The sequence below is a fragment of the Mangrovibacter sp. MFB070 genome, from assembly GCF_000705335.1.
GTDB classification, from domain to species: domain Bacteria; phylum Pseudomonadota; class Gammaproteobacteria; order Enterobacterales; family Enterobacteriaceae; genus Mangrovibacter; species Mangrovibacter plantisponsor.
Genome location: NZ_JJMI01000001.1, coordinates 61,527 through 80,450, shown reverse-complemented (window position 1 = coordinate 80,450; position 18,924 = coordinate 61,527). Strand labels below are relative to the sequence as shown.

23 protein-coding genes are annotated in these 18,924 nt (G+C 53.1%); all 23 read right to left on the bottom strand.

The genetic code is table 11. The features are described 5' to 3' along the window. Positions 1-461: hypothetical protein (locus DT73_RS26610; protein WP_235234351.1), on the bottom strand; the 461-nt coding region annotated here is incomplete at its 3' end. A 48-nt stretch (positions 462-509) separates the two neighbouring features. After that, complete coding sequence (locus DT73_RS00490; protein ID WP_036102409.1) at positions 510-1,103, bottom strand: YmfQ family protein; 594 nt, start codon at positions 1,101-1,103, stop codon at positions 510-512. Next, positions 1,100-2,242, bottom strand: a complete 1,143-nt coding sequence (locus tag DT73_RS00485) for a baseplate J/gp47 family protein (protein WP_036102406.1) — start codon at positions 2,240-2,242, stop codon at positions 1,100-1,102. Before DT73_RS00485 ends, DT73_RS00490 begins: the two co-directional genes overlap by 4 nt. After that, on the bottom strand, positions 2,232-2,684 hold the full coding sequence (locus DT73_RS00480) for a phage GP46 family protein (protein ID WP_036102403.1): 453 nt from the start codon (positions 2,682-2,684) through the stop codon (positions 2,232-2,234). The genes DT73_RS00485 and DT73_RS00480 overlap by 11 nt, the downstream gene beginning before the upstream one ends. Further along, positions 2,677-3,252, bottom strand: coding sequence for a phage baseplate assembly protein (locus DT73_RS00475; RefSeq protein WP_036102400.1), 576 nt, complete (start codon positions 3,250-3,252; stop codon positions 2,677-2,679). The genes DT73_RS00480 and DT73_RS00475 overlap by 8 nt, the downstream gene beginning before the upstream one ends. A gap of 7 nt (positions 3,253-3,259) precedes the next feature. Beyond that, on the bottom strand, positions 3,260-4,330 hold the full coding sequence (locus tag DT73_RS00470; RefSeq protein WP_036102397.1) for a phage baseplate assembly protein: 1,071 nt from the start codon (positions 4,328-4,330) through the stop codon (positions 3,260-3,262). Beyond that, positions 4,327-5,727: a DNA circularization protein gene (locus tag DT73_RS00465; protein ID WP_036102445.1), complete on the bottom strand. Its 1,401-nt coding sequence runs from the start codon at positions 5,725-5,727 to the stop codon at positions 4,327-4,329. Before DT73_RS00465 ends, DT73_RS00470 begins: the two co-directional genes overlap by 4 nt. 43 nt (positions 5,728-5,770) lie before the next feature. Then, a complete protein-coding gene (locus DT73_RS00460; RefSeq protein WP_036102394.1) occupies positions 5,771-7,594 on the bottom strand; it encodes a hypothetical protein in 1,824 nt (607 codons plus the stop codon). Between the two features lie 111 nt (positions 7,595-7,705). Beyond that, positions 7,706-8,020 carry a phage tail assembly protein gene (locus tag DT73_RS00455; RefSeq protein ID WP_235234347.1) on the bottom strand — a complete coding sequence of 105 codons (315 nt, stop codon included), beginning with the start codon at positions 8,018-8,020 and terminating at the stop codon, positions 7,706-7,708. Next, positions 8,020-8,391, bottom strand: coding sequence for a phage tail tube protein (locus tag DT73_RS00450; protein WP_036102390.1), 372 nt, complete (start codon positions 8,389-8,391; stop codon positions 8,020-8,022). The genes DT73_RS00455 and DT73_RS00450 overlap by 1 nt, the downstream gene beginning before the upstream one ends. Positions 8,392-8,393: 2 nt before the next feature. After that, positions 8,394-9,893, bottom strand: coding sequence for a phage tail sheath subtilisin-like domain-containing protein (locus DT73_RS00445; protein ID WP_036102388.1), 1,500 nt, complete (start codon positions 9,891-9,893; stop codon positions 8,394-8,396). Then, positions 9,890-10,096 carry a DUF2635 domain-containing protein gene (locus DT73_RS00440; protein ID WP_036102385.1) on the bottom strand — a complete coding sequence of 69 codons (207 nt, stop codon included), beginning with the start codon at positions 10,094-10,096 and terminating at the stop codon, positions 9,890-9,892. Before DT73_RS00440 ends, DT73_RS00445 begins: the two co-directional genes overlap by 4 nt. A 3-nt stretch (positions 10,097-10,099) precedes the next feature. After that, positions 10,100-10,645, bottom strand: a complete 546-nt coding sequence (locus DT73_RS00435) for a hypothetical protein (RefSeq protein ID WP_036102382.1) — start codon at positions 10,643-10,645, stop codon at positions 10,100-10,102. Further along, positions 10,642-10,995 carry a hypothetical protein gene (locus DT73_RS00430; protein ID WP_036102379.1) on the bottom strand — a complete coding sequence of 118 codons (354 nt, stop codon included), beginning with the start codon at positions 10,993-10,995 and terminating at the stop codon, positions 10,642-10,644. Before DT73_RS00430 ends, DT73_RS00435 begins: the two co-directional genes overlap by 4 nt. Before the next feature lie 3 nt (positions 10,996-10,998). Further along, the gene (locus DT73_RS00425) at positions 10,999-11,256 is read right to left on the bottom strand and encodes a hypothetical protein (protein WP_036102376.1); all 258 of its coding nucleotides are present in this window, start codon (positions 11,254-11,256) and stop codon (positions 10,999-11,001) included. A 1-nt stretch (position 11,257) separates the two neighbouring features. Beyond that, positions 11,258-12,307 (bottom strand): major capsid protein, encoded by a 1,050-nt coding sequence (locus DT73_RS00420; protein WP_036102373.1) that lies wholly within the window; start codon positions 12,305-12,307, stop codon positions 11,258-11,260. A 104-nt stretch (positions 12,308-12,411) separates the two neighbouring features. Continuing rightward, on the bottom strand, positions 12,412-12,816 hold the full coding sequence (locus DT73_RS00415; RefSeq protein WP_036102371.1) for a head decoration protein: 405 nt from the start codon (positions 12,814-12,816) through the stop codon (positions 12,412-12,414). Further along, the gene (locus tag DT73_RS26370; protein WP_036102368.1) at positions 12,816-13,421 is read right to left on the bottom strand and encodes a hypothetical protein; all 606 of its coding nucleotides are present in this window, start codon (positions 13,419-13,421) and stop codon (positions 12,816-12,818) included. Before DT73_RS26370 ends, DT73_RS00415 begins: the two co-directional genes overlap by 1 nt. Position 13,422: 1 nt before the next feature. Then, on the bottom strand, positions 13,423-14,286 hold the full coding sequence (locus DT73_RS00405; RefSeq protein WP_036102364.1) for a S49 family peptidase: 864 nt from the start codon (positions 14,284-14,286) through the stop codon (positions 13,423-13,425). Further along, positions 14,283-15,920, bottom strand: a complete 1,638-nt coding sequence (locus DT73_RS00400; RefSeq protein WP_036102360.1) for a phage portal protein — start codon at positions 15,918-15,920, stop codon at positions 14,283-14,285. Before DT73_RS00400 ends, DT73_RS00405 begins: the two co-directional genes overlap by 4 nt. Beyond that, complete coding sequence (gpW, locus tag DT73_RS00395) at positions 15,920-16,183, bottom strand: gpW family head-tail joining protein (RefSeq protein ID WP_036102357.1); 264 nt, start codon at positions 16,181-16,183, stop codon at positions 15,920-15,922. Before gpW ends, DT73_RS00400 begins: the two co-directional genes overlap by 1 nt. An 8-nt stretch (positions 16,184-16,191) precedes the next feature. After that, positions 16,192-18,315 carry a phage terminase large subunit family protein gene (locus DT73_RS00390; RefSeq protein WP_036102354.1) on the bottom strand — a complete coding sequence of 708 codons (2,124 nt, stop codon included), beginning with the start codon at positions 18,313-18,315 and terminating at the stop codon, positions 16,192-16,194. After that, positions 18,257-18,841, bottom strand: coding sequence for a hypothetical protein (locus tag DT73_RS00385; RefSeq protein ID WP_036102352.1), 585 nt, complete (start codon positions 18,839-18,841; stop codon positions 18,257-18,259). The genes DT73_RS00390 and DT73_RS00385 overlap by 59 nt, the downstream gene beginning before the upstream one ends. Positions 18,842-18,924: the final 83 nt, after the last annotated feature.

The following is an 18,924-nucleotide window of genomic DNA, read 5'->3' as shown; positions in this document are numbered from 1 at the left end:
GCGACAGGTAATGTCGTTGTATATGCACTCCCAGAGCCTGCTGTATTTGTTGTTGTTAGCCCCCATTGGATGATTAAGTTTTTTTTCGCTCCGCTGATAATCATTGGAATAGTGATATACCCTGCAAATGCCTGGCTACCTGTACACACTCCAGCCAGAGCAATGTTTCCCAAACCAAGGTTTGCGAGACAGGTGGCAATCGCTGCAGCACCATCAGTGGCAATGTCAGCAAACGGGTTTAAACGGGACAGGAACAGTTTTTTCAGCCCAGTCAGCACCTGTGTTTGATCATCAATACTGAGCACAAGTCCAGCTGACTCAACGATATTGGCCAGTTCCTCCTGGATGGCATTAAAAGCAGCGGCGCGTAAACGCGTTGCTGCGACACCACCAGCAACACTCCCGTCAGTATATTTATCGTCGGATGTTGCAGTGGTTTCAACTTGCCCGATTCGGAGCATAGATAGTCCTCACTTGTTTAAGCGATAGTCGTGATACAGATATGTCGATTACGAATAGCTGAAAATAATATTCAAATGGGAGGGGGCGATTTTATTAATGGAACACTCAAGCTGTTTATTACCCCAGGAAGCGAGTGGATCGCCACAATACGCACCACCTGCAACGGCATAGTTGATTGTTGTTTCTGGTGCGTTAATCCTCCAGGTGAACGGCCACTCGTCGCGATTTAACGCATCCCCACAGACAGACATTCCCACCATTGCCGGTCGGAACTGCGTGATGGTGATCGTGTAGCCCAGTGCCGCGGCAACCTGTATGTAATAACTTCGGTTCAGGCCACCAGTGCTGATGAGTTTTGATATCACCGCTCGCTGTCGATCTCTGATGCCGCCGATTTCGCTGATAGCACAGTCATCAGGCAGCCCCAGCGTACTCTCCCACTCCGATAACATGATCGTTGCCGTCGGAGGAAATGCACCGGAAAGCAGCCGCTGGGCATCATTATCTGAACGCTGAAATGAACTTGCCAGCGCGCGCAGGACAGCCGACTGCACAGAAGAAGAATCACGAGGCCACGCTCTGCCCGGCGGCATAAGCGACTGAAGTGCTGAGGTGTAATTCTCAACAGAGAAAAGGCTCATACAAAGCTCACTGTACCAAGAACAGGGATTTCACCAACGTCAAAGGTGATATTTTCCGACGGCGAATTGAGAATATAACCCGTCGTTCCGCTAACACTGCTGATCGCCAGATTGATATCAGACAGATACACAACCCCTGTTCCATCCGGCTGTGCAGTATCAAAAAACAGGTTTGTCAGCGCCGTTTTGATGGCTGCGACAGTGGTGCTGTCTGCATCGTTCAGTCCTGCGATGACCAGATTGATAGTTTTCTGAATGGGTGAACAGACGAAAACGATCGCTGTGTCGGTCTGCCGTGGGTAAATATAATCGGCGACTGTAAGCTGATCGCCAGTGGCCTTTACCGCGCCCCAGTCCTCAATCTGTGAGACACCATCGGTACCCTCCGGGAAACCACCATTGCTGTTATTGTCACACATGATGTATACGCCAACAGTGCCTGCACCGTTCAGGCGGCGCTTTACCCAGGCGCGCGTGACGCCGGAAACCGCCAGCGCCCAGGATTGATAATCTGTATCACTGCCACCCTGGGGCGGATTCTGGAATGCCAGCAGCCCTCTACTTCTAAAATCTTCTTCATCTTCAATATCTGCGCCACCAGTCGCGGCTACCAGCAGGGTTACCTGATTTTCTATTCCTGGTGAATTTGAATCGAGGGTGAGAATTGTTCCTGCGTCGGCGTTTCCACTAGCCCCGCCCCCCGTCACATCATCGCTTATGTCAGGGAGAATCGCCGTCACTGAGGCTGTGCCATAACCTGTTGAGGTGATGATCAGCTCAGTATCCGTTGTGTACTGATAGCCGTCTGATCTGTTGAGAACAGTACCGATGGGGAGGATGGCACCCACCGTTCCTTTCGCCTGGACAGAAGTCGACTGCGCGGCGCTGGCTGGTTTACGGTAAACACTCTTCATCGCCATCCAGCCTGCCAGATTTTCATCCGTTGCATTGAATGGCGTGGACTGTTTCGCGATGTAATCCAGATAGGCATAGTGCAGATGTGCCATACCAGCATCCATGTCCGCCAGCACCTTCAGGTTGGAAAAACGCAGTAACTGGCCGACGGCTTCTAACTCTGACTGCATAAAGGCGCGGTTCTGATCACGCAGTTCCGATAATGTGGCTCGTTTAAACGGCATTTATCTGTGACTCCCACACCCAGTAAAATTGTAATGTTTCCCACGCATTTTTTTGTGGGATCAGGTAGCGGATAAAGAGATTCAGGCGGTTCGGGTAGACAATCCGGGCAACCGGTTCAACCTGCATTACCACACCGTCATCGACGAGCCATTTCAGGGCTTCACGCGCATATTCCTCGCTACGCAATGCTACCTCGCGGGTGAGTTTTTCACGCCGGATTAACCACAGGCGTGAGCCAAGTTGACTGTCTTCTGTCGAATCTCCCCACCAACCACGGCGGTCGTTATCTTCATACGGATCATCTGCACGGGCTACACGGTCGGTAAAAAGGCTGATAATGACGGCGGTCTGAAAATCATCGCCGCTGGTAAGCGCGCCGGGGTTTTCCAGCCAGTCGGCGTGTAGCTCATCGATATTCCAGAGACTTTTAATATCAGCCATCAACAGGACTCCCGGTTTTTTCCGAAGTGACAGCACTGCTTCCCGCCTGCACTTCTTTAACTTCGTGATCATGGAGGTTATAGGCGTCACGCAATTGTTTAAGTGTGACGGAATTAGAGTTGCAGTTATCGATGATATCCCCGGTACATAGAAGTTTCGGGGTGATAAATTTAGCCATGCCGGTTGCTGTCGCGGTCAGATTGTTGGCGTTATTAATCGTCACATCCTGCCCAGCCGCCTCAATGGTTATTCCACTTTCGGTGAGTAGTATCGACAGCCCCCACTGGTTATAAATGACCGTTTCACCAGGATTTAACCCGGTATGGCGATAACTCTGATGGCCGGAGGCAATAACCACCGGACTTGACCGGTCACCACCCACAAAAGCGATCACAACATCACTGCCAACAGGCAGCCCGGAAGAAAAGCCAAAATCGAGCAGGCGGTGCGCACTGGCAACTTCCAGCGGCGTCTGGTACTGAATTTTCTGTGCTGTACCGGAATCATCCTGCCCGGTCACCCGACCAATACCGAACATATTCGCGATGCGCGTCATTAAATTTGCCATGTCTTCCTCACTGGTTAAGCCCCGGAATGACCTGGTAAAACTCGTAGGGCTGGACAGAGAATGCTGCTGGAGGCATCAGTAAAAGCTGAGCATGGGTACCACGCTCATCCCGCAAGAATGTCACCTCAGCGATAAGCAACTCCGTATTTTCCAGTTGCAATGTCGGGAGATTCACCGGGATCAGGGTATTAGGCTCCCACAACTTCCCGGCGCTGTCGCGCCAGCTGTCGATGGTGACATTCAGTTGCTGCGACCTCCCATAGCGCCGGTTCATCTCCCAGTCGATACAGTTCTGTGCCCGGTCTTTCGCGAGCATGGTGGATTCGACCAGAATAATACGTTTGCGGTAACGCATGTCCGCTGCATCTGGATCGCGCGCGGTTGCCAATGTGACCGAATCATATGCCGAACCCGGAGCCCAGCCGGAAATGGGAGACACACCGAGTGAAACACCGACATAATCGGAGAAACGGTCGGCCATAGATTTGCGGTAATACGCATCCTCGACGTTAACCCCCTCTGCGACTCCGCTCGCGGCTTTCTTCGTCCCAACACGGGTAAGCAACAGGCTGCCATCAGGTTTGTCGTAATAAAGCAGTGCCGCCCAGCGGCAGACCCGATCAATGATCTCCTGTGGCGATTCTCCCCAGTTAATAGTGAACTGTGGAACCGTCTGAAGTTCGCCAACATCACAATTCACTTTAATCCCGTAAAAAGACGCCAGCCGGGTGGCAATGTCCATCACGGTGCAGTTGCTGATAACGTTGTTCGGCCACTCTGCTGAACAGTCAACAAAATCCTCGCACTTCCCTCTTCCGGTCGCCCGTATCTCATGCCTCGCCCGGTTTATTGAAGGCAACCAGTCGTCCACATACCCGGTTATCACCAGGTCTCCGCCAATTTTTACAACACAGATATTTCCCTCTTTTACGAGCTGCTTTTCGTCGCTTCCGGGGTAATAGTCCATCAGACCGAGATCAAAGTCGGAGGGAAAACGCTCAATTCCCCGTGTGACACGGACAGAGTCCCACCCGGAAATGATTTTCCCATTAACTTCCAACGTCACTTCATCCGTCATTTACGCAGCACCTTCATTTTTGTGGGCATAAAGGCAGGGTGCGGAACAGACGTGGCAGCGATCAGTTCACCGGCGCGACCAACATCCTGATACAGGCGGTTAGCCAGCGTGAGTGCGGGAAGGGACGCTCCGGAACTGTACTCAACCAGGTTAACAAGCCCCTGGGATCTGGTACCCATTGTTGCGATAAATGACTCACGCAGATTGAGAAGCGCCTGATAGATATCATCATCACCGCGATCCCCTGCTTTCACCAGCGCCAGATCAAGCTGAGCGGAGACACGCTCCGTAAGTGCATCGGCCTCATCGCGACTTCCCGGACTGGCAGAAACCGCAGCAGTAACCATCGCGCCGGAGCACAGCACCAGAATGACAGTGTTTACGCTGTCGGCGACATACTGATCCGCACTGGACTGTTGATATTGTGTGCTCAGCGAGTTTGCCAGAGTTTCCAGCGCTCGCAGGCGTTCATTTACGCCGCCAGTGGCATCCAGAACTGAGCCGACCACATCACTGACCCGTTGTACAAACTCATCAATGGTGGTTGAATTATTAAGGGAAGAAACGCCACCAGAGATATTCTTCCTGTCCGTAATCGCCTGGGCCATAGCCTGTTTTACAAGCGCACCTGGATCACTGGTGTCGTCCGTAGAAATTTGTCCGTTAGCTCCCGACGCCCCTCCTGTTGAGCCCTGGCTGTAGCGACCATAACGGGTATTACCGAATGTCGATTTCAGTGTGTTACCGATATTTGTCACCTCGCTGATGGTACTTTCAACGGTATTCGTCCAGAAAGCGATCGTGTTTTTAATGGTTTTAATGCCCTGGGTAACACCACGTATTTCGCTTTTTATTCTGGCTATGGCACTGAGGACAGTGGTGCTGGCCAGTTTCAGATAGTTTGTTTTTACCGCCGTTGCGGCAGCCGTCGTTGTCGTGACAGCAAACACCTTCAGCCCGGACTCGATACAGGTCAGCGTAAACTCAAAGGATCTGCCGCTGCTCAGGCTTTCGCCAATCCGCAGACCATTTTCAGGAATGGATACCGTCATTTCACCGAGCGTGGGGTGAATAAGCGTGCCGGCATCTTTTGTCTCACAGGCGGCGATTAACGCCAGGCGTTGCTGAATAACATCCCCGCCGCCGTAGACCACACTGTCCTGAATGATAAAGCCACGAACGGTGATTTTACGGACGCCCCGCCCCATATCTTCTATCCATGCGGTATCACGGTAAGGGTATTCATGCACAGCAACACGTCTGCCGTGGCTCGTTTCCCCGGCAAGCACCGCGAAGGAAACACCGCGAAAACTGGCTGGCCGCAGGGACTGATACCAGGGGGAGGAACCAGAATCCGTACCCAGCAGCGATGAAAGTGCGTCAGTAACAATTGCCATCGGTTCTCCGAAAAGAAAAAACCGCCATAAGGCGGCCATGTACTCAGTTATTGCTCATGGGAAAAACAACGCGACCGCCACTGCTTACCGTTGCACTTTTACGCGCGCCCGTCTGGTCGTTTGTAATGGTCACATCCAGTTTCATTGGATTATCGTCAAAGGCCGTTTTAATGGCCTGGCTGATATCCCCACCAGCACCATCACCGGCACCGGCACCACGCTGTTGTGCGAGAATATTTCCATCTCTCAGACCACGCCATCGGTCGTCAAAAATGGCAGTATTGACCCCATCGGCAATTTGATCACGGCTGTATGGCTGAGCACCATTTTCATGTTTTATCATTGCAGCCATAAGCCGCTGCAACACCTCTGGATCATGAAGATTTAAACGTTCTGCGGGCTTATAGCCTGTTATCTGAGAAACATCGTCAATGTAAGCACGGGTTTTATTCTCCGACGATGGCGCATACGTATGAAGAATGCCGTTCAGGGTGTTATTGCCCCGATCTCCATAAAGCATGAGCTGACGCGCCTGAGCGGAAAGCCCATCTTCATCGTTATTAAACTGAACAAAACCACCATCAGTACCTGTCGCATTTGGAGCGTGCCGCAGGTTTCCTGGATTGTGGTTGCGCAGTCCACGGGCATTATTAGGTTGCTGATCGTAGGGAACCTCTGAAACACCGGGAACTGGCTGTAAAGCACCGTTAAGATCCGCCTGCAATTGTTCAGCCGCATTAACCGGCCTCATCCAGTCGTTATAACGCTGCCGGAACCCGTCGGTCATCACGCCAAAATCGAGAGCAACCTTATCCGTCGTCCCCAACGACTTATAAAACTCAGGGTTGTTATAAGCCCAGCGCAACTGATCGGCTTCTTTACCCCGTGTGGCGCCGAGAAAATGTGACAGGGAGATACTGTCCAGCCCATTTGTCAGAATATCTTCAACCCCTTCCAGACCATCTTTTACTGACCCATCAGACAAAACAGCCCCGGAAATTTTCTGGCTGGTACGATTTTTAAGACCGTCCCAGGCGGCACCAAGCTCATTAATGGTCTGGTTGAGCTCGGTAAGCTGGTTATTGATAGCCGGATCAACGGTCAGACCAAATTTATCGGATTTGGCCAGCAGTTCTTTCAGACGGTTTCCTTCCCGCATCAGTGACAGCGTTTCAGGGGTAAGCCCCAGCGCATCCGCCACGGTTTTCTGCATCTCCGGGCGCAAACTGGGAAAAATTTGTGCGATGGACTCGATGGTTTTCAGTACATCAACTGTGCCATTTTTGTTTTTAACGATCTGCGCCCCAATCTGGGACATCACCGCCAGCACACCCGAATTATTCCCGGCGGCAGCATCGTTGAATGTTTTAAATAGCCCCTCAACCGATGCATGTGCCGTCTCGCTGTCAGCACCGAGTATCTGCATGGCACCTGACAGGCGGGAAAAATCATCGACGCGCATCCCGGCATTTTTAGCAGAAATGTCCAGATCGTAAGCAGTGCGTGATACCTGCTTAAGTGCATCAGCAGCGGCCATACCGCCTTTCGCCATGCCATAGGCAGCGGCACCTGCCAGCCCAAACCGGCCTGCCGTTCCACCGAATTTAAGAGCAAGCTCCCCTACCATTTTCAGTGGAGGAACCATATCGCCAATAAACTGCACATTGTCCCGTGCAGCGCGGGACATATTCGACAGGCGGCTGGAAAGCCCATCCAGTTTATCGTCTGATTCCTGGCCGCCGAATTTGAGTCCCTTTCGGGTTTGCTCAATCTGTGGGTTTAGCTTCTTAAGCGCCTCATCAATCCGGATGATTGTCGCTGTGGCCTTGTCCCCGGCGGTCAGTTCAAAATCAAACGAATTACTCATCTGCAGATCCTCGCCTTATTTTATTAATCCGCTTAGCCTGTCCGACCCACCACATCAGACGATCGAGCGTCATCCCCCACGCCCGTTCATCTGACCAGCCAAAGTAAGCTGTTATGTCTGCGGCTCGCTCTTGCCAGAGGGTGAGGATCTCCAGGTCAAAAAACCCATAAGGAAGTCCTCGCACTTGCGGAAATCAATGAAATCCATTTTTTGTAATACGGACTCGGGGATACCCCCTGAAGTGAGCGCGATCAGTAATCGCATAGCAGCAAGGGAGGTTTTTGCCACCTGTTTTTCGTAGAACTGTTCCGCCTGCGACAACGTGGGAGCCCGCAGCGTCAGCGATTCATAACGAATATTCTGCGTTGCGTCTTCGAACGGAACGTCCAGTGGGATTTCTTTAACTCGTTCAATTTCTGCCATCATCAGCTCTCCGTCACATCAGCGCCTTCCCAGCGCACATCAAAGGTTGCTTCTTCGCTTTCAACTTCCTGCACGTTGACTGTCCAGAGCGATTTGCCAATGATTGTTTTACCGTTGGCCAGTTCCGCAATCACGTTGACGTTAGTCTGCCCGTTGAAGCCGGAAACTATCGTTCCACCGCTGTCACGCACCTGACAGGAGATATATCCAACAACGGGTTTTTCTTTATACCCATGGACACCATCCATACCCGTCAGAGAGGAGCGATTAACCTTCGATGGACTGTATTTAAATTGTCCGACAACCATAATTGTCACCCCATCGACAGTGACATAGGCTGTCCCAGCGAGACGGTTTGAAGTATCTCCGGCCATGGTTATGCTCCTGTGCTCGCCTGAAGGCGGAACTGATTAAGCAGCGCGAAGATGCGCAACTGGTTGATAAGTGTCCCGGTCCACAGTACATCGACACGGTTCGGGTTACTGGCGTTTTGTTCCACGATAAGCCCTGCAGCAAACCCGGCGGAATCCTGGACGTAACCCTGGTACTCCAGCGTCTGGTATTGGGCAATTTGATCAGCGCGGATGATATTTGGCGTGACGATCGCGGCGCCAGGCGCAAAACGCGTACCATTGGCGGCCAGTTTCATGCGGCCAAAACGGCTGGTTACCTGAGTGCGAAGAAAACGGACAACGAAAGCAAGGGTAAACAGCGTTTCAACCTGAAGATAACTGTCGTCGGCATCGCCATAGCTGTTTTTCTGATAAGTGGTGATCAGGTTTTCAATGCGGACCGTACCATCATCATCCACTGTGAATGTTGAAATACCGCTGTAAAGGAGATTGTTACGCTCAGTAAGGTTGAAGCGATCTTCCAGTGCCGGAGCCAGCACACCGGAAATCGCCAGGCTTTGCAGGGGACGTCCCGGGTCATTGCGCAGGCTGACGGCTGCCGCGCCAGCGTATCCCGCCGACCAGACCCACGGTGGCGATGGTGACTTATTCACACCCATCATCGTTTCATGCTGGTTGTTACGCGATTCCCCTTTCGTCCCCAGCGCTGCATAGGTTCCGGTTGTTGTGGTAAATGCGTGGCCGTAAAGCTGCTGATCCCATGACCAGCGACCGCCGCTGTCGGACAGAAACGCTTTCAGCGCATCAATGGAAGTCGTGTCATCGTAGGCGCTGACGATAAAATCAAACGTCCGGTCCTGAAGGTTAGCCAGCGCACCTGTGATATCCGGTGCTCCAGCCCCACCGGCCATCGGGGTAATCGTCAGAACAAGGCCTTCCGGTGTGGCTTCACCACCCGGAGTACCTTCAAAATTCAACCGGATATCAATGTTGTTACCCTGTGAACCAAGGTTTTTCGCCGTCAGCGTAATGGTGTCGGTCGCCGCTGAGGCAGTAACGGGCAGCGATGTTTTGGCATTAATCGCTGCCGCCAGCGAAGTGGCAATGCCTGCGACCGTATCCGTCGCCACAACGGTCAACTGAATACGGATGCCTGCGATATAGAGCGAGATAACCCCGGTATCCGTTGGCGCGCTGGAAACTTTAATCGTGCCGGTTGCTGCGACCATTGAACCGGAATCTTCCTCCAGCGGCAGGATCCAGATTTCAGAGGCAGAATCATTGGCCTGATACGCTGTCATCATGGCGTGCAGTAAGCTGCCCTTCCCGGCCAGTTCGCCGACGGTATTGGGCGATGAGACACGCTCTGGAATGCCTGCGGTCGCCGTACCTGCAGACAACATGCCGCCGATAAGTAACGTGCGCTGCGTCGCGGTCGCCGTGTTTGCCATTGAATTATCAAACTCGACGTAAAACAGAGGGGTGCGTAGGTTATTGGGTACGCGTGCAAACGGAACTGTCATTCTGTGCCTCCCTCATTTTTCTCTGTCGTTGACTTTACCGTGGCCACTAAGGGAGTTACTGGTTTTTCAGTGATGGAAACATCACCATCACTCAACCGACGACGCCAGAAAATAGTATTTGGGACTTCCGCGCCCTCTGCAGGCAAAGGGGAGCCCTTGACAGGGTCGCGAACGCTGAGCCCGTCTTTCGGTTTAACAAACATGGGTTACTCCTGAAGGTTGGTATTAGCGCCAGGCACGGGTGTGCCGTCGGGCATCTGAATCCGAATATCGATGCCCTCAAGTGGCACGGATTCAACCGGATAAAAATCCTCTGGCCCCTGGTAATATTCGATGTCGATTTCGTAGAGAAGCTGACCAAGGTGCGCTTCTCCATCGGCACTGACATTGATGGTTGAACGAATTTCGCGGTACTGCTGAATAACCCGGGTCAGTTCGTAGCTGTTAACCACAGCCTGATCGATTTGCTCGCGCAGGGCTTCAAGAGCCAGTTCAGCGTCCAGAGCACCATCGTCATCAGTTTCACCGTCATATTCCTGAATACGGCCGGAAATACGAACTGTGGTTATGGTGGTAAAAGCGGGGGTGTTTCGCCCCTGTGAATGCTTGTGATCAAAAGGAGTCTGCACCAGCAGGCACGGGTACATTGCGCGGGTTGTGGGAAAGTCGCGGGGGGAAAATACATTTTCTCCGGCGCTTGTCTTTCCCTTCAGCGAATCCACCACCAACTGGCGAACATTGGCTGCGTTCATTTTGCCTTCACTATCGTCAGTACCAGTTTCATCCCGCCGTGGCTGTCCGGCTGAACATCAGCAATGTTAAAGAGCTGATTCACTGCCACGCCGCCGACAATCTGAATAAACACGCGATCACCCTGTACCGGCAGCAAATGCCCATAGAATTCCGCATCACGCACCCCGAGCACTGGGTTAGTCGTGTTGATTTCCGATTCTCCATCAAGGTTTGATGACGCCTGAACATAGCCACGATCAAAAACCCCGTTCACAGGGAACGGGGCTCCATTTTTTGGCCGGTATTCATGTTCATCGCCGAAAACATGATGCAGGGGAGCAAGAAGGTGCTCATCCCAGTTGACGCCCATACCCTACTCCGACGTTATGCTTACCGAAGGCTGTACCGAGAGGATGCGCTGGCGAAGCTGCTCAATATCACCGATAACACCGGCTTTGAGCAGCCGCACAGCGTCCGAACCTGTTACCGGTATAGTCATGTTTTCTCGATAAACTTTACCATCATGGCGAATATGGTTACCTTTCAGCACCACGTATTCCGTTTCCATTTCCGCATCAGTTTGACTATTTTCGCCAGTAGCATTCAGATCTTCATCAACTTGTTTTGCCATATCAAACCACCGTTGCACAGAGGGAAGCGTTTACCCGGCTCGGGATAACCAGCGGTGCAGACTGCATCATCAGTAAGCGCTGAGCCGGATCTTCTTTCACCCAGGTTTTAGGTGCGAACGCGAGCGGACCATAATTGAAGGCCGGGTCGAGAATGACGCCAAAGGCTCGCGTCCCCATCAAATCTGCACAACTCATGAGAACGGCACCATCCGGAATCAGCGGTTCTTCGACGCCGGTAATGGGATCAATCGCCCAGTCGTTATATAACCAGAGGTCAAAGTTACCCCAGCGCCCCTTATAGACCGCACCCTTCTGAATTTGTGCGCCAGCATTAATCTGGTTCCCAAATGGACTCAGTGCCGGAAAGGTAATGGCGTTATCCTTGATCGTGGTATCCAGCCGGAATGCACGCCATGACGAATTGGTGAATACCAGATCTGTCGGAACCGCACCGGATTCTTTCAGGAACTGCGTTTGCCAGGTTTCAATATCATCTGATGGCTGGGTGTTGGTCGTGCCAGCAGCAACAGTCAGCGGCCATTTATCAGAACCACTGAGGGTGATAGTCAGGTCTGAAGACCGACCAAAATCCACTACCTTGGTTTCATACCCTTCACCGTTAACAGTGACTGTACCCGATACCAGCGCGCTGGCCGCCATCCATTCAAGTCGGCGGTTTATCATGTCGATCTGATCTGCCATCTCGAACTGAAGATTCAGCATCTCGCGTTCGGCAGCGGTATATTCGCCACCAATACGTTCACCAATCTGACGACGAATGGGTTTACGTAAATCGGGTGCACGCTTATCTTTGATGTAAGCTGGTTTGAAGGTATTGGTCTGGTATTTGCGTGATTCAACCAGTTTACCTTCCACCAGCGGAGATACGAAGGGTGCCATACGGCGGACACCCACATCCACATCAATCGCAACTTCTTCCGTTTCGTAGGTCACTACATTGGGGAAAAAGCGGTCCAGCAACCAGTTCTGACTGAGTTTCAGGTTAGGAACCACCTGCACCAGCACACTGGTATCAAAAATATTCTTCATATGCGATCTCTTGATGATGCCGGTTATCACACCGGCATAATTTAAAAATGAGTGCAACCCTGCCGCAACCGGCAAAAGGTAAGCTGTGAGTGAGTGGGGAAAAATCAGGCGGTGGTGACGGGGGCCTGAATGCTGTCACGCAGGAAAATGGCCAGAGGCCGTAAGGATACTTTCATATCTGCAATCGTCCACGAATTATCAATAGTGACGTAATTCTGGTTGAATTCGCCCATCAGATACACACCGCCGATCTGGTCAGAGGTTGATGCATCAACATCATCGACCAGGATTGCCAGCGGTGTTTCGCTGCCATCCGTCGCTGTTTTAACGCAATGCGTATATTTACCACTGGCGGTGATCACCCCCAGGACGGTTCCACGCTTGTACGGTCCACCGGTAATTGTCACGCTGTCAGTCACTAACTGAAGTGTGCCGGCGATAAGCTGATCCGGCACAAACAACGAGCTATTCATGCCCGGTACAAACGGGTTTGTTCCAAACTGATCCATTATTTACCCCCTGCGGCACCACGGCCGGTTGCACTGTCATAAAGGCCCATCATCTGTGTTGCCAGACCTGCGTTACTGCCGGTTTTCTGAGCACCATCTTTGCCCAGGCGGACCTGTTCAGCATCCTGCATGCGCTCATCAAGAGAACGGTGCCCGTTGCCCTGTGGCTGTTGAGGGCGATTGCTCCGCAGTACATCAACGGCAGCGGCGGAACTCATGCCGGTATTGAATGCCAGCGATGCGGCCAGCGCGACATTGTTCACCGCAAACTTACTGCCGAAAATACGGGCGCAACGACGGCGCTCAGCCTGACGCGCCTGGCGGCTGGCTTTGTCGTCTTTGCGATCATCACCGTCGTCATCTTCCGGATCAGTGTCGTCATCGTCTTCAGCATCAACGTCGTCATCGTCGTCTTCGGCGTCATCCTTGCGCTCATCGTCTTCGGCATCAACGTCATCTTCATCGTCTTCGGCATCATCCTTGCGCTCGTCGTCTTCGGCACGACCTTTTGCCTTGCGGGCTTTTTTGGATTTTTCATCATCCTCTTCCGACGCTCGCGCACCACCAAAGAAATGAGCAAAATTAAACGGTTTAGCTTTAGCCATATCAGGCTCCTGTTAATTTCAGTAAATTTCGAAACGCTGCATCTGGCGTCATAACCATATCTGCCAGCCCCAGCGCGACGCCATCCGCAGCCATAAAACAGGCCGCTTCGGTGTCACGCACCACCTTCTCTTTCATCCCCCGGTTGCGGGCGACCGTACTGACAAACAATTCCCCCATCGCATTGATATCGTGCTGAATAGCGGCAAACGCGGTATCTGACAGCGGCTGATAGGGATTAGACTCGGCCTTACGGTCACCGAACGTGATGATCGTGACCGCCACACCGGCATTTTTAATCTGTTGTGACCAGTCAACGTGCATCGTGATCACTCCTACCGAACCCACGCCGCCAGTTCGCGGAACGCAAATACAGTCGGCGGCGCTCGCAATGGCATACGCAGCGGAATAGGCGCTTTCCGTCAGGATGGCATGAATGGGTTTCTGCCCACGGGAGTTGTAAATCACATCCACCAGATCAAAGCACCCGGCCACCTCTCCGCCGGGTGAATCAATATCCAGGCAGATGGCTTCCACTTCCGGATCATTTAACGCAGTCAAAAACGCCTGGCGGATGCCGTTATAGCCCGTCATACCGCTGTACGGTCGCAGGCTACCGAGTTTCTGCACCAGCGTCCCCTGAATGGTGATAACTGCCACCCCCGATATATTGTCATAACCGGGATCAGAACGGGTTTCCCGCTGGCTGCTCCAGTCGTAGCCGTCGTCATCCTCCATCGCAAAATTTGACTCAATCCGGGTGATGCCCAGCCGGTCGGCCAGCGCAGCCATCACCACCTCGGCTTTTTTGGGATGGATGGCCAGCGGTGTGTTAAACAACCGCTGCGCTAAATACGGCAGATTCATTTTTCCTCCGGATCGGTAATTGTCTGGCTGGCGAACTTGTCCGCCTGCGCCCAGCTTGGGAGTGGAAGCCCCCGCTTGAGGCATGATTCGATTTCGCGCTGACGCTGATCGAGGACTTCTTCCCAGTCTTCCCCGACGTTTTCCCCGACCTCGATTTCAAGCGTGGAAAGCCCGGCGTCCAGACCAAGAATGGCCCCTTTTTTCTCTGCAACCGGATCCACCCACCCTCGCCCCGGCCCCATCCAGCGGGCACGGGAATAGGCTGCGCGGGCATCCACAAAATCTGGAGCGCCAGCAGGAAGCGGCAGATCTTCGTTGTCGTGAACCTCTTCAACGAAAGCGGTAAGTACCGGCTGCGCCGTTCCCATGGAAAAATCATCACGGCGGCGCGTCAGTGTTTTCCAGGCTTCAAGCAGGGAAGAACGCGCGGAGCTGTAGTTAACGTCAGACCAGTCCTGCGTCACCTGTTGTGGAGATAACCCGGTTCCTGATGAGAAATTACGCAGGACCGCAGATTCAAACACTTCAAAATTGCTGTAAGGGCGTGCGGCATTGACCGTCGTAATTTTTTCACCGGGGTACAGAATAGGCATACGAGCACCGTTCTGAAGTGTCAGCCTACGATCATTGTGAAATTCTATACGCCCGTCCTGGTAGGCACCCAGGCTGCTGTCATCGAAGCTTTCCCCCATGGCAGCCTGCACCATTTCAGAGTCGTAAGGCGACTCAATGTAGGCGGCGAAAATGGCATTCAGGATAGCCGCTTCCAGCTCGCTCTGGTCATATTTGACCAGCATTTTCAGACGCTGAACTACGGGTGTCAAAATGCCGTTCCCCCTGTGTTGCGCACCACGTTCATGGTCAAAATCATGCACAACGTGTGGTCGACCCCAGGCTGTTTCACGCGGGATACGGCGCCATGTCAGCGTTTTTGCGCCACTCCACCAGTCACCGATATGAGCCTCGCGGATGTGATAGGCGATCGGCGCACCGTCAGCATCAATTTCAACGCCACCACGAATATTCGGCAGGTCAAAATTCTGCTGCGGATTACTGAGCCTGTCAGGATCAACCACCTGTACGGTAGTGGCATATCTTCCCCGCCCACGTCCAAGCCTGTCGGTGCGGTACTGCAACACCAGCAGCGCATCCCCATCGATGAGCTTGTGGCGAAACGCGAGACGCAACATCTGCGGAACAGTGAGCTTACGCTCCACATCGCAATAACGCCCCGTGTCATAAGCCCAGGTTCGCCAGTGCGCCTCCAGCGCCTTGCCGTATTCTTCCGCCCAGGTCGAATCAAAGGTTTTTTTCCCGGTCATCATTCTGAGCACGCGATAATCGGGCTTCATAATCGGGCGAAAATTGGCCCCGACGGCATTATCGAGCAGACGGGTTATGGCACCGCTGGCCCATCCATCATTACGTACCAGGTCACGGGCACGCGCGACGATGCGATCCCGGTAAATGTTGATTTCGTTATCAGGCGACCACAACGCAGGCTGCCAGTTTGCCAGCTGATCGCTGAACGAATCGGCGGCATCATACGGAACGCGGCCACCACTGGTGAGCATGGACGGGCGACTCTGACGGAAAGGTGTCCCGTCCGGCCCGAGAATTTGCACTTTGTTCATCAGAATCTGAACCTCACAGGTTTTCTCGGACGGGCCACAATACCAAGTTGTGCCTGAAGCAGCTGTATCAGTGCCAGCAGGTCGGCAAGGGAGCTTTGCTGATAAGAGACCGATCGGGTACCGTCTCCCTGTGAATAGGAAAACGAAACACCGCGGCTCCCGGTCGTTAAATCGATATACGCCTGCTGGGCTTTCGCCAGCGCATCCCTGAGTTGTTCATCCGTCATCGCGCCCGCAAGTAAACTGGTATTCCGGTTAAACATGGTTATCCTTATTTCGGCAGGAGGTTTGACAGTCTTTTCCGCTTCGGTGCCGTTGTTTCCTCAACAACAACACCAGGAAGTTCGTAGCTAATTTTTTCTTCAGACGCTGACGGAGGTGGTAACAACCTGTCCGGGTTCGCTTCAAGATTGGCGGCGCGAATGTTCAGTTTCAGGCCCATGTGCATGAGTCCGCACAGCGCGGCATACCCATAAACCCGGCAGTCCAGCGCCTCATTCGCGCGCCCGGGGATCTGTTCCCAGACACTGAACCGTTGCCCGGCAACAACTTTGTAGACGAGGCGTTCCGCCAGAAGCTGGTTGAAATAGCCAACATCACGATCATCAGGGAAATGCATATACCCCGGCGCTGGTTCATCCTGTTTGGGTGGTTCGAGATGCAACCTGCCGCGCACAACATCCTTGGCCGCGTTGACGCCGATGATGATTGGCCGGAACTGCGCTTTGCTTTTTGACGAGGGTCGTTTGGTCGGCCAGACAGGATTACGTTTGCCGCCCTGAGCGGACTCCCCCTTTATGGCCCAGATGCGACGGGCAAGGCGCTCTTTCGCGAACTCGTAGACTTTCTGGGTATGATGACCACCGGAGTCATGGCAGGCCGCCATGATGGTCAGTCCCCTGCCATCATTCCGGCGCCAGACCTGTTTCAGATACGCGTCAAGCCGTTTCCACGGTTCATCGGTCTCCAGATCCCCATAAATAACATCGTGCGCTACCGACCAGGATTCTTCGTTTTTCCCCCAGCCAATTACCTCAATTTCGAAACGATCGTCCTGGGTATCAATCCCGGCGGTGAGCACTGCCACCCTGTCATGCACCGGCGCAGGAAAGACTTCCCGGCGCGCCAGTAAGATATCGACAGGAAGCTGCTTGCCGTGGTTTGGCCGGTGAGGCAGCCCCATCTGGGTGTTCCACCAGGCCTGTTCTTTGTCCGGGTCGCCTTTCGCTTTGATGTACTTCTCCGCGATGTCGGATGGCTTATCTTTCTGCCAGGGGCTGAAAAGTTTTGATGCCTGATAACCAGCGTGTGTATTTTCAACGGCTTCCCGTCCGCATGCCGGGCAGATGGCGCGGTATACTGCGTGGCGCTCTGATTCCGACCAGCGCCACACGGTATCCACACTGCCTTCATCCTCTGCCCGCCAGGCATTGTCATAAGCCATCAGCGGGGAGTGCCGCTCTCCGCAACATTCAAACACCTTTGTCTGATGCCAGCGGATGGTCTGTAACGCGCGCAGTCGCTGCCCTTCCGACCAGCCAGCCCCGCAGCACTCGCAGTGGATCATGGCTGATTTGGTGAGGTGCTTATCCCCCTCTTTTGGCCACTGGACGTGTTTAAAAAAATCCAGGAACTGCCGGTGCCCACAGTGCGGACACACCACAGACGCCCGGCGCTGATCTGAATCGGCGTAGCTGTCCGCTATCCGGCTTTCATCTTCGACCGTCGGGGAGCAGGCACGGACAGACAACCAGGTCAGACCAAACGTTGCCGTTCGTTCTTCTGCCAGCGCAATAGGATCGCCCTCGCGCGTTATTGGGTATTTGTCCACCTCATCTGCCAGCAGGATACGAATCGGGCGGCGAGCAAGGTTGTCCGGGCTACCAGCCCCTGCCAATGCAAGAAATCCGCCAGTAAAGGATTTATAGAGAATGGTTTCCTTGGAGCTTTTCTGTTTTGAGTCGCCAATGATGTTGCGAAGAACGGGCGTTACGCGCACCAGTGGGCTGATTCGCTCTTTTGAAAACTGCTCTGCCGCTTCCTCTTTCGGTTGCAGCAGCAATATCGGGCAGGGATCAAGGTGTGCGAAATACCCGAAGAGGTTTTCCAGCAATGCAGTTTTCATTAACTGGGTGCAGCACATCACCGTGATGATATGAACACCGGATTCAGTCGCCGCCAGCATCGGTCCTCTGGCGATCTCAACAGTAGATGTCTCCCAGTTCCCCGACGTGCTTCCCGCCTCTTTTGCCAGTTTCCGGTAATCATCGGCCCATTGCGGCACGCTGATCCTGGGTGGCGGCGTCCAGCCTTTCCGCGCACTCAGTTTCAGGCGCTCAATCTTCTGTTGGCTTAAACTCTGGCTCTCCGAGGACTGAGATATGTTTGTGGACATGTTCAATCAGCACCTCTGTCATCCTGTCCGCTGGTACATCCAGATCAGCAGCCATGAGCGGAGCTACCCTGGACGGCCAGTTAAGCCAGGCATCACGCTGTTGGCGAAAGGCGTTGAAAAGAACCTCCTCGGCGACAGTCATTTCAATGAGCTGACCATCTTTTTGCTGAAACTCTAATTTTGTGAGTAATGCCAGATAGTTCTCTTTAATACGGCGGGCTTCATCCAGGGATAATTCAGCCCCGTTCTGAAGAATAAAATTCATGGCGATGCTTTCGGGTGAAGCACCATCATCCTCTTCTATCTTTACTACCTGCGATGAAGCAGGGGCAGCCGCTTTTTTTGCCGGTGACGCTGCTTTTTCTGATGTGGGGCGATTGATCGTTTTCCTGTATTTTTCCAACAGCGCATTCGAGGCGTTAACATCGATATCATCGCCGGAAATAACCAGCCATCCTCTGCTCTTCCACATAGTAACTGTTTTACGACTTACACCATGCAGCCTGGCAAAATCGGACTGATTCATTGCTACCCCAGTGTGTTACCTGAACCTGTTACCTGGATCTGTTACCCTGGAAGAAAGGTAACACCTGAGGTAACAGATCATTT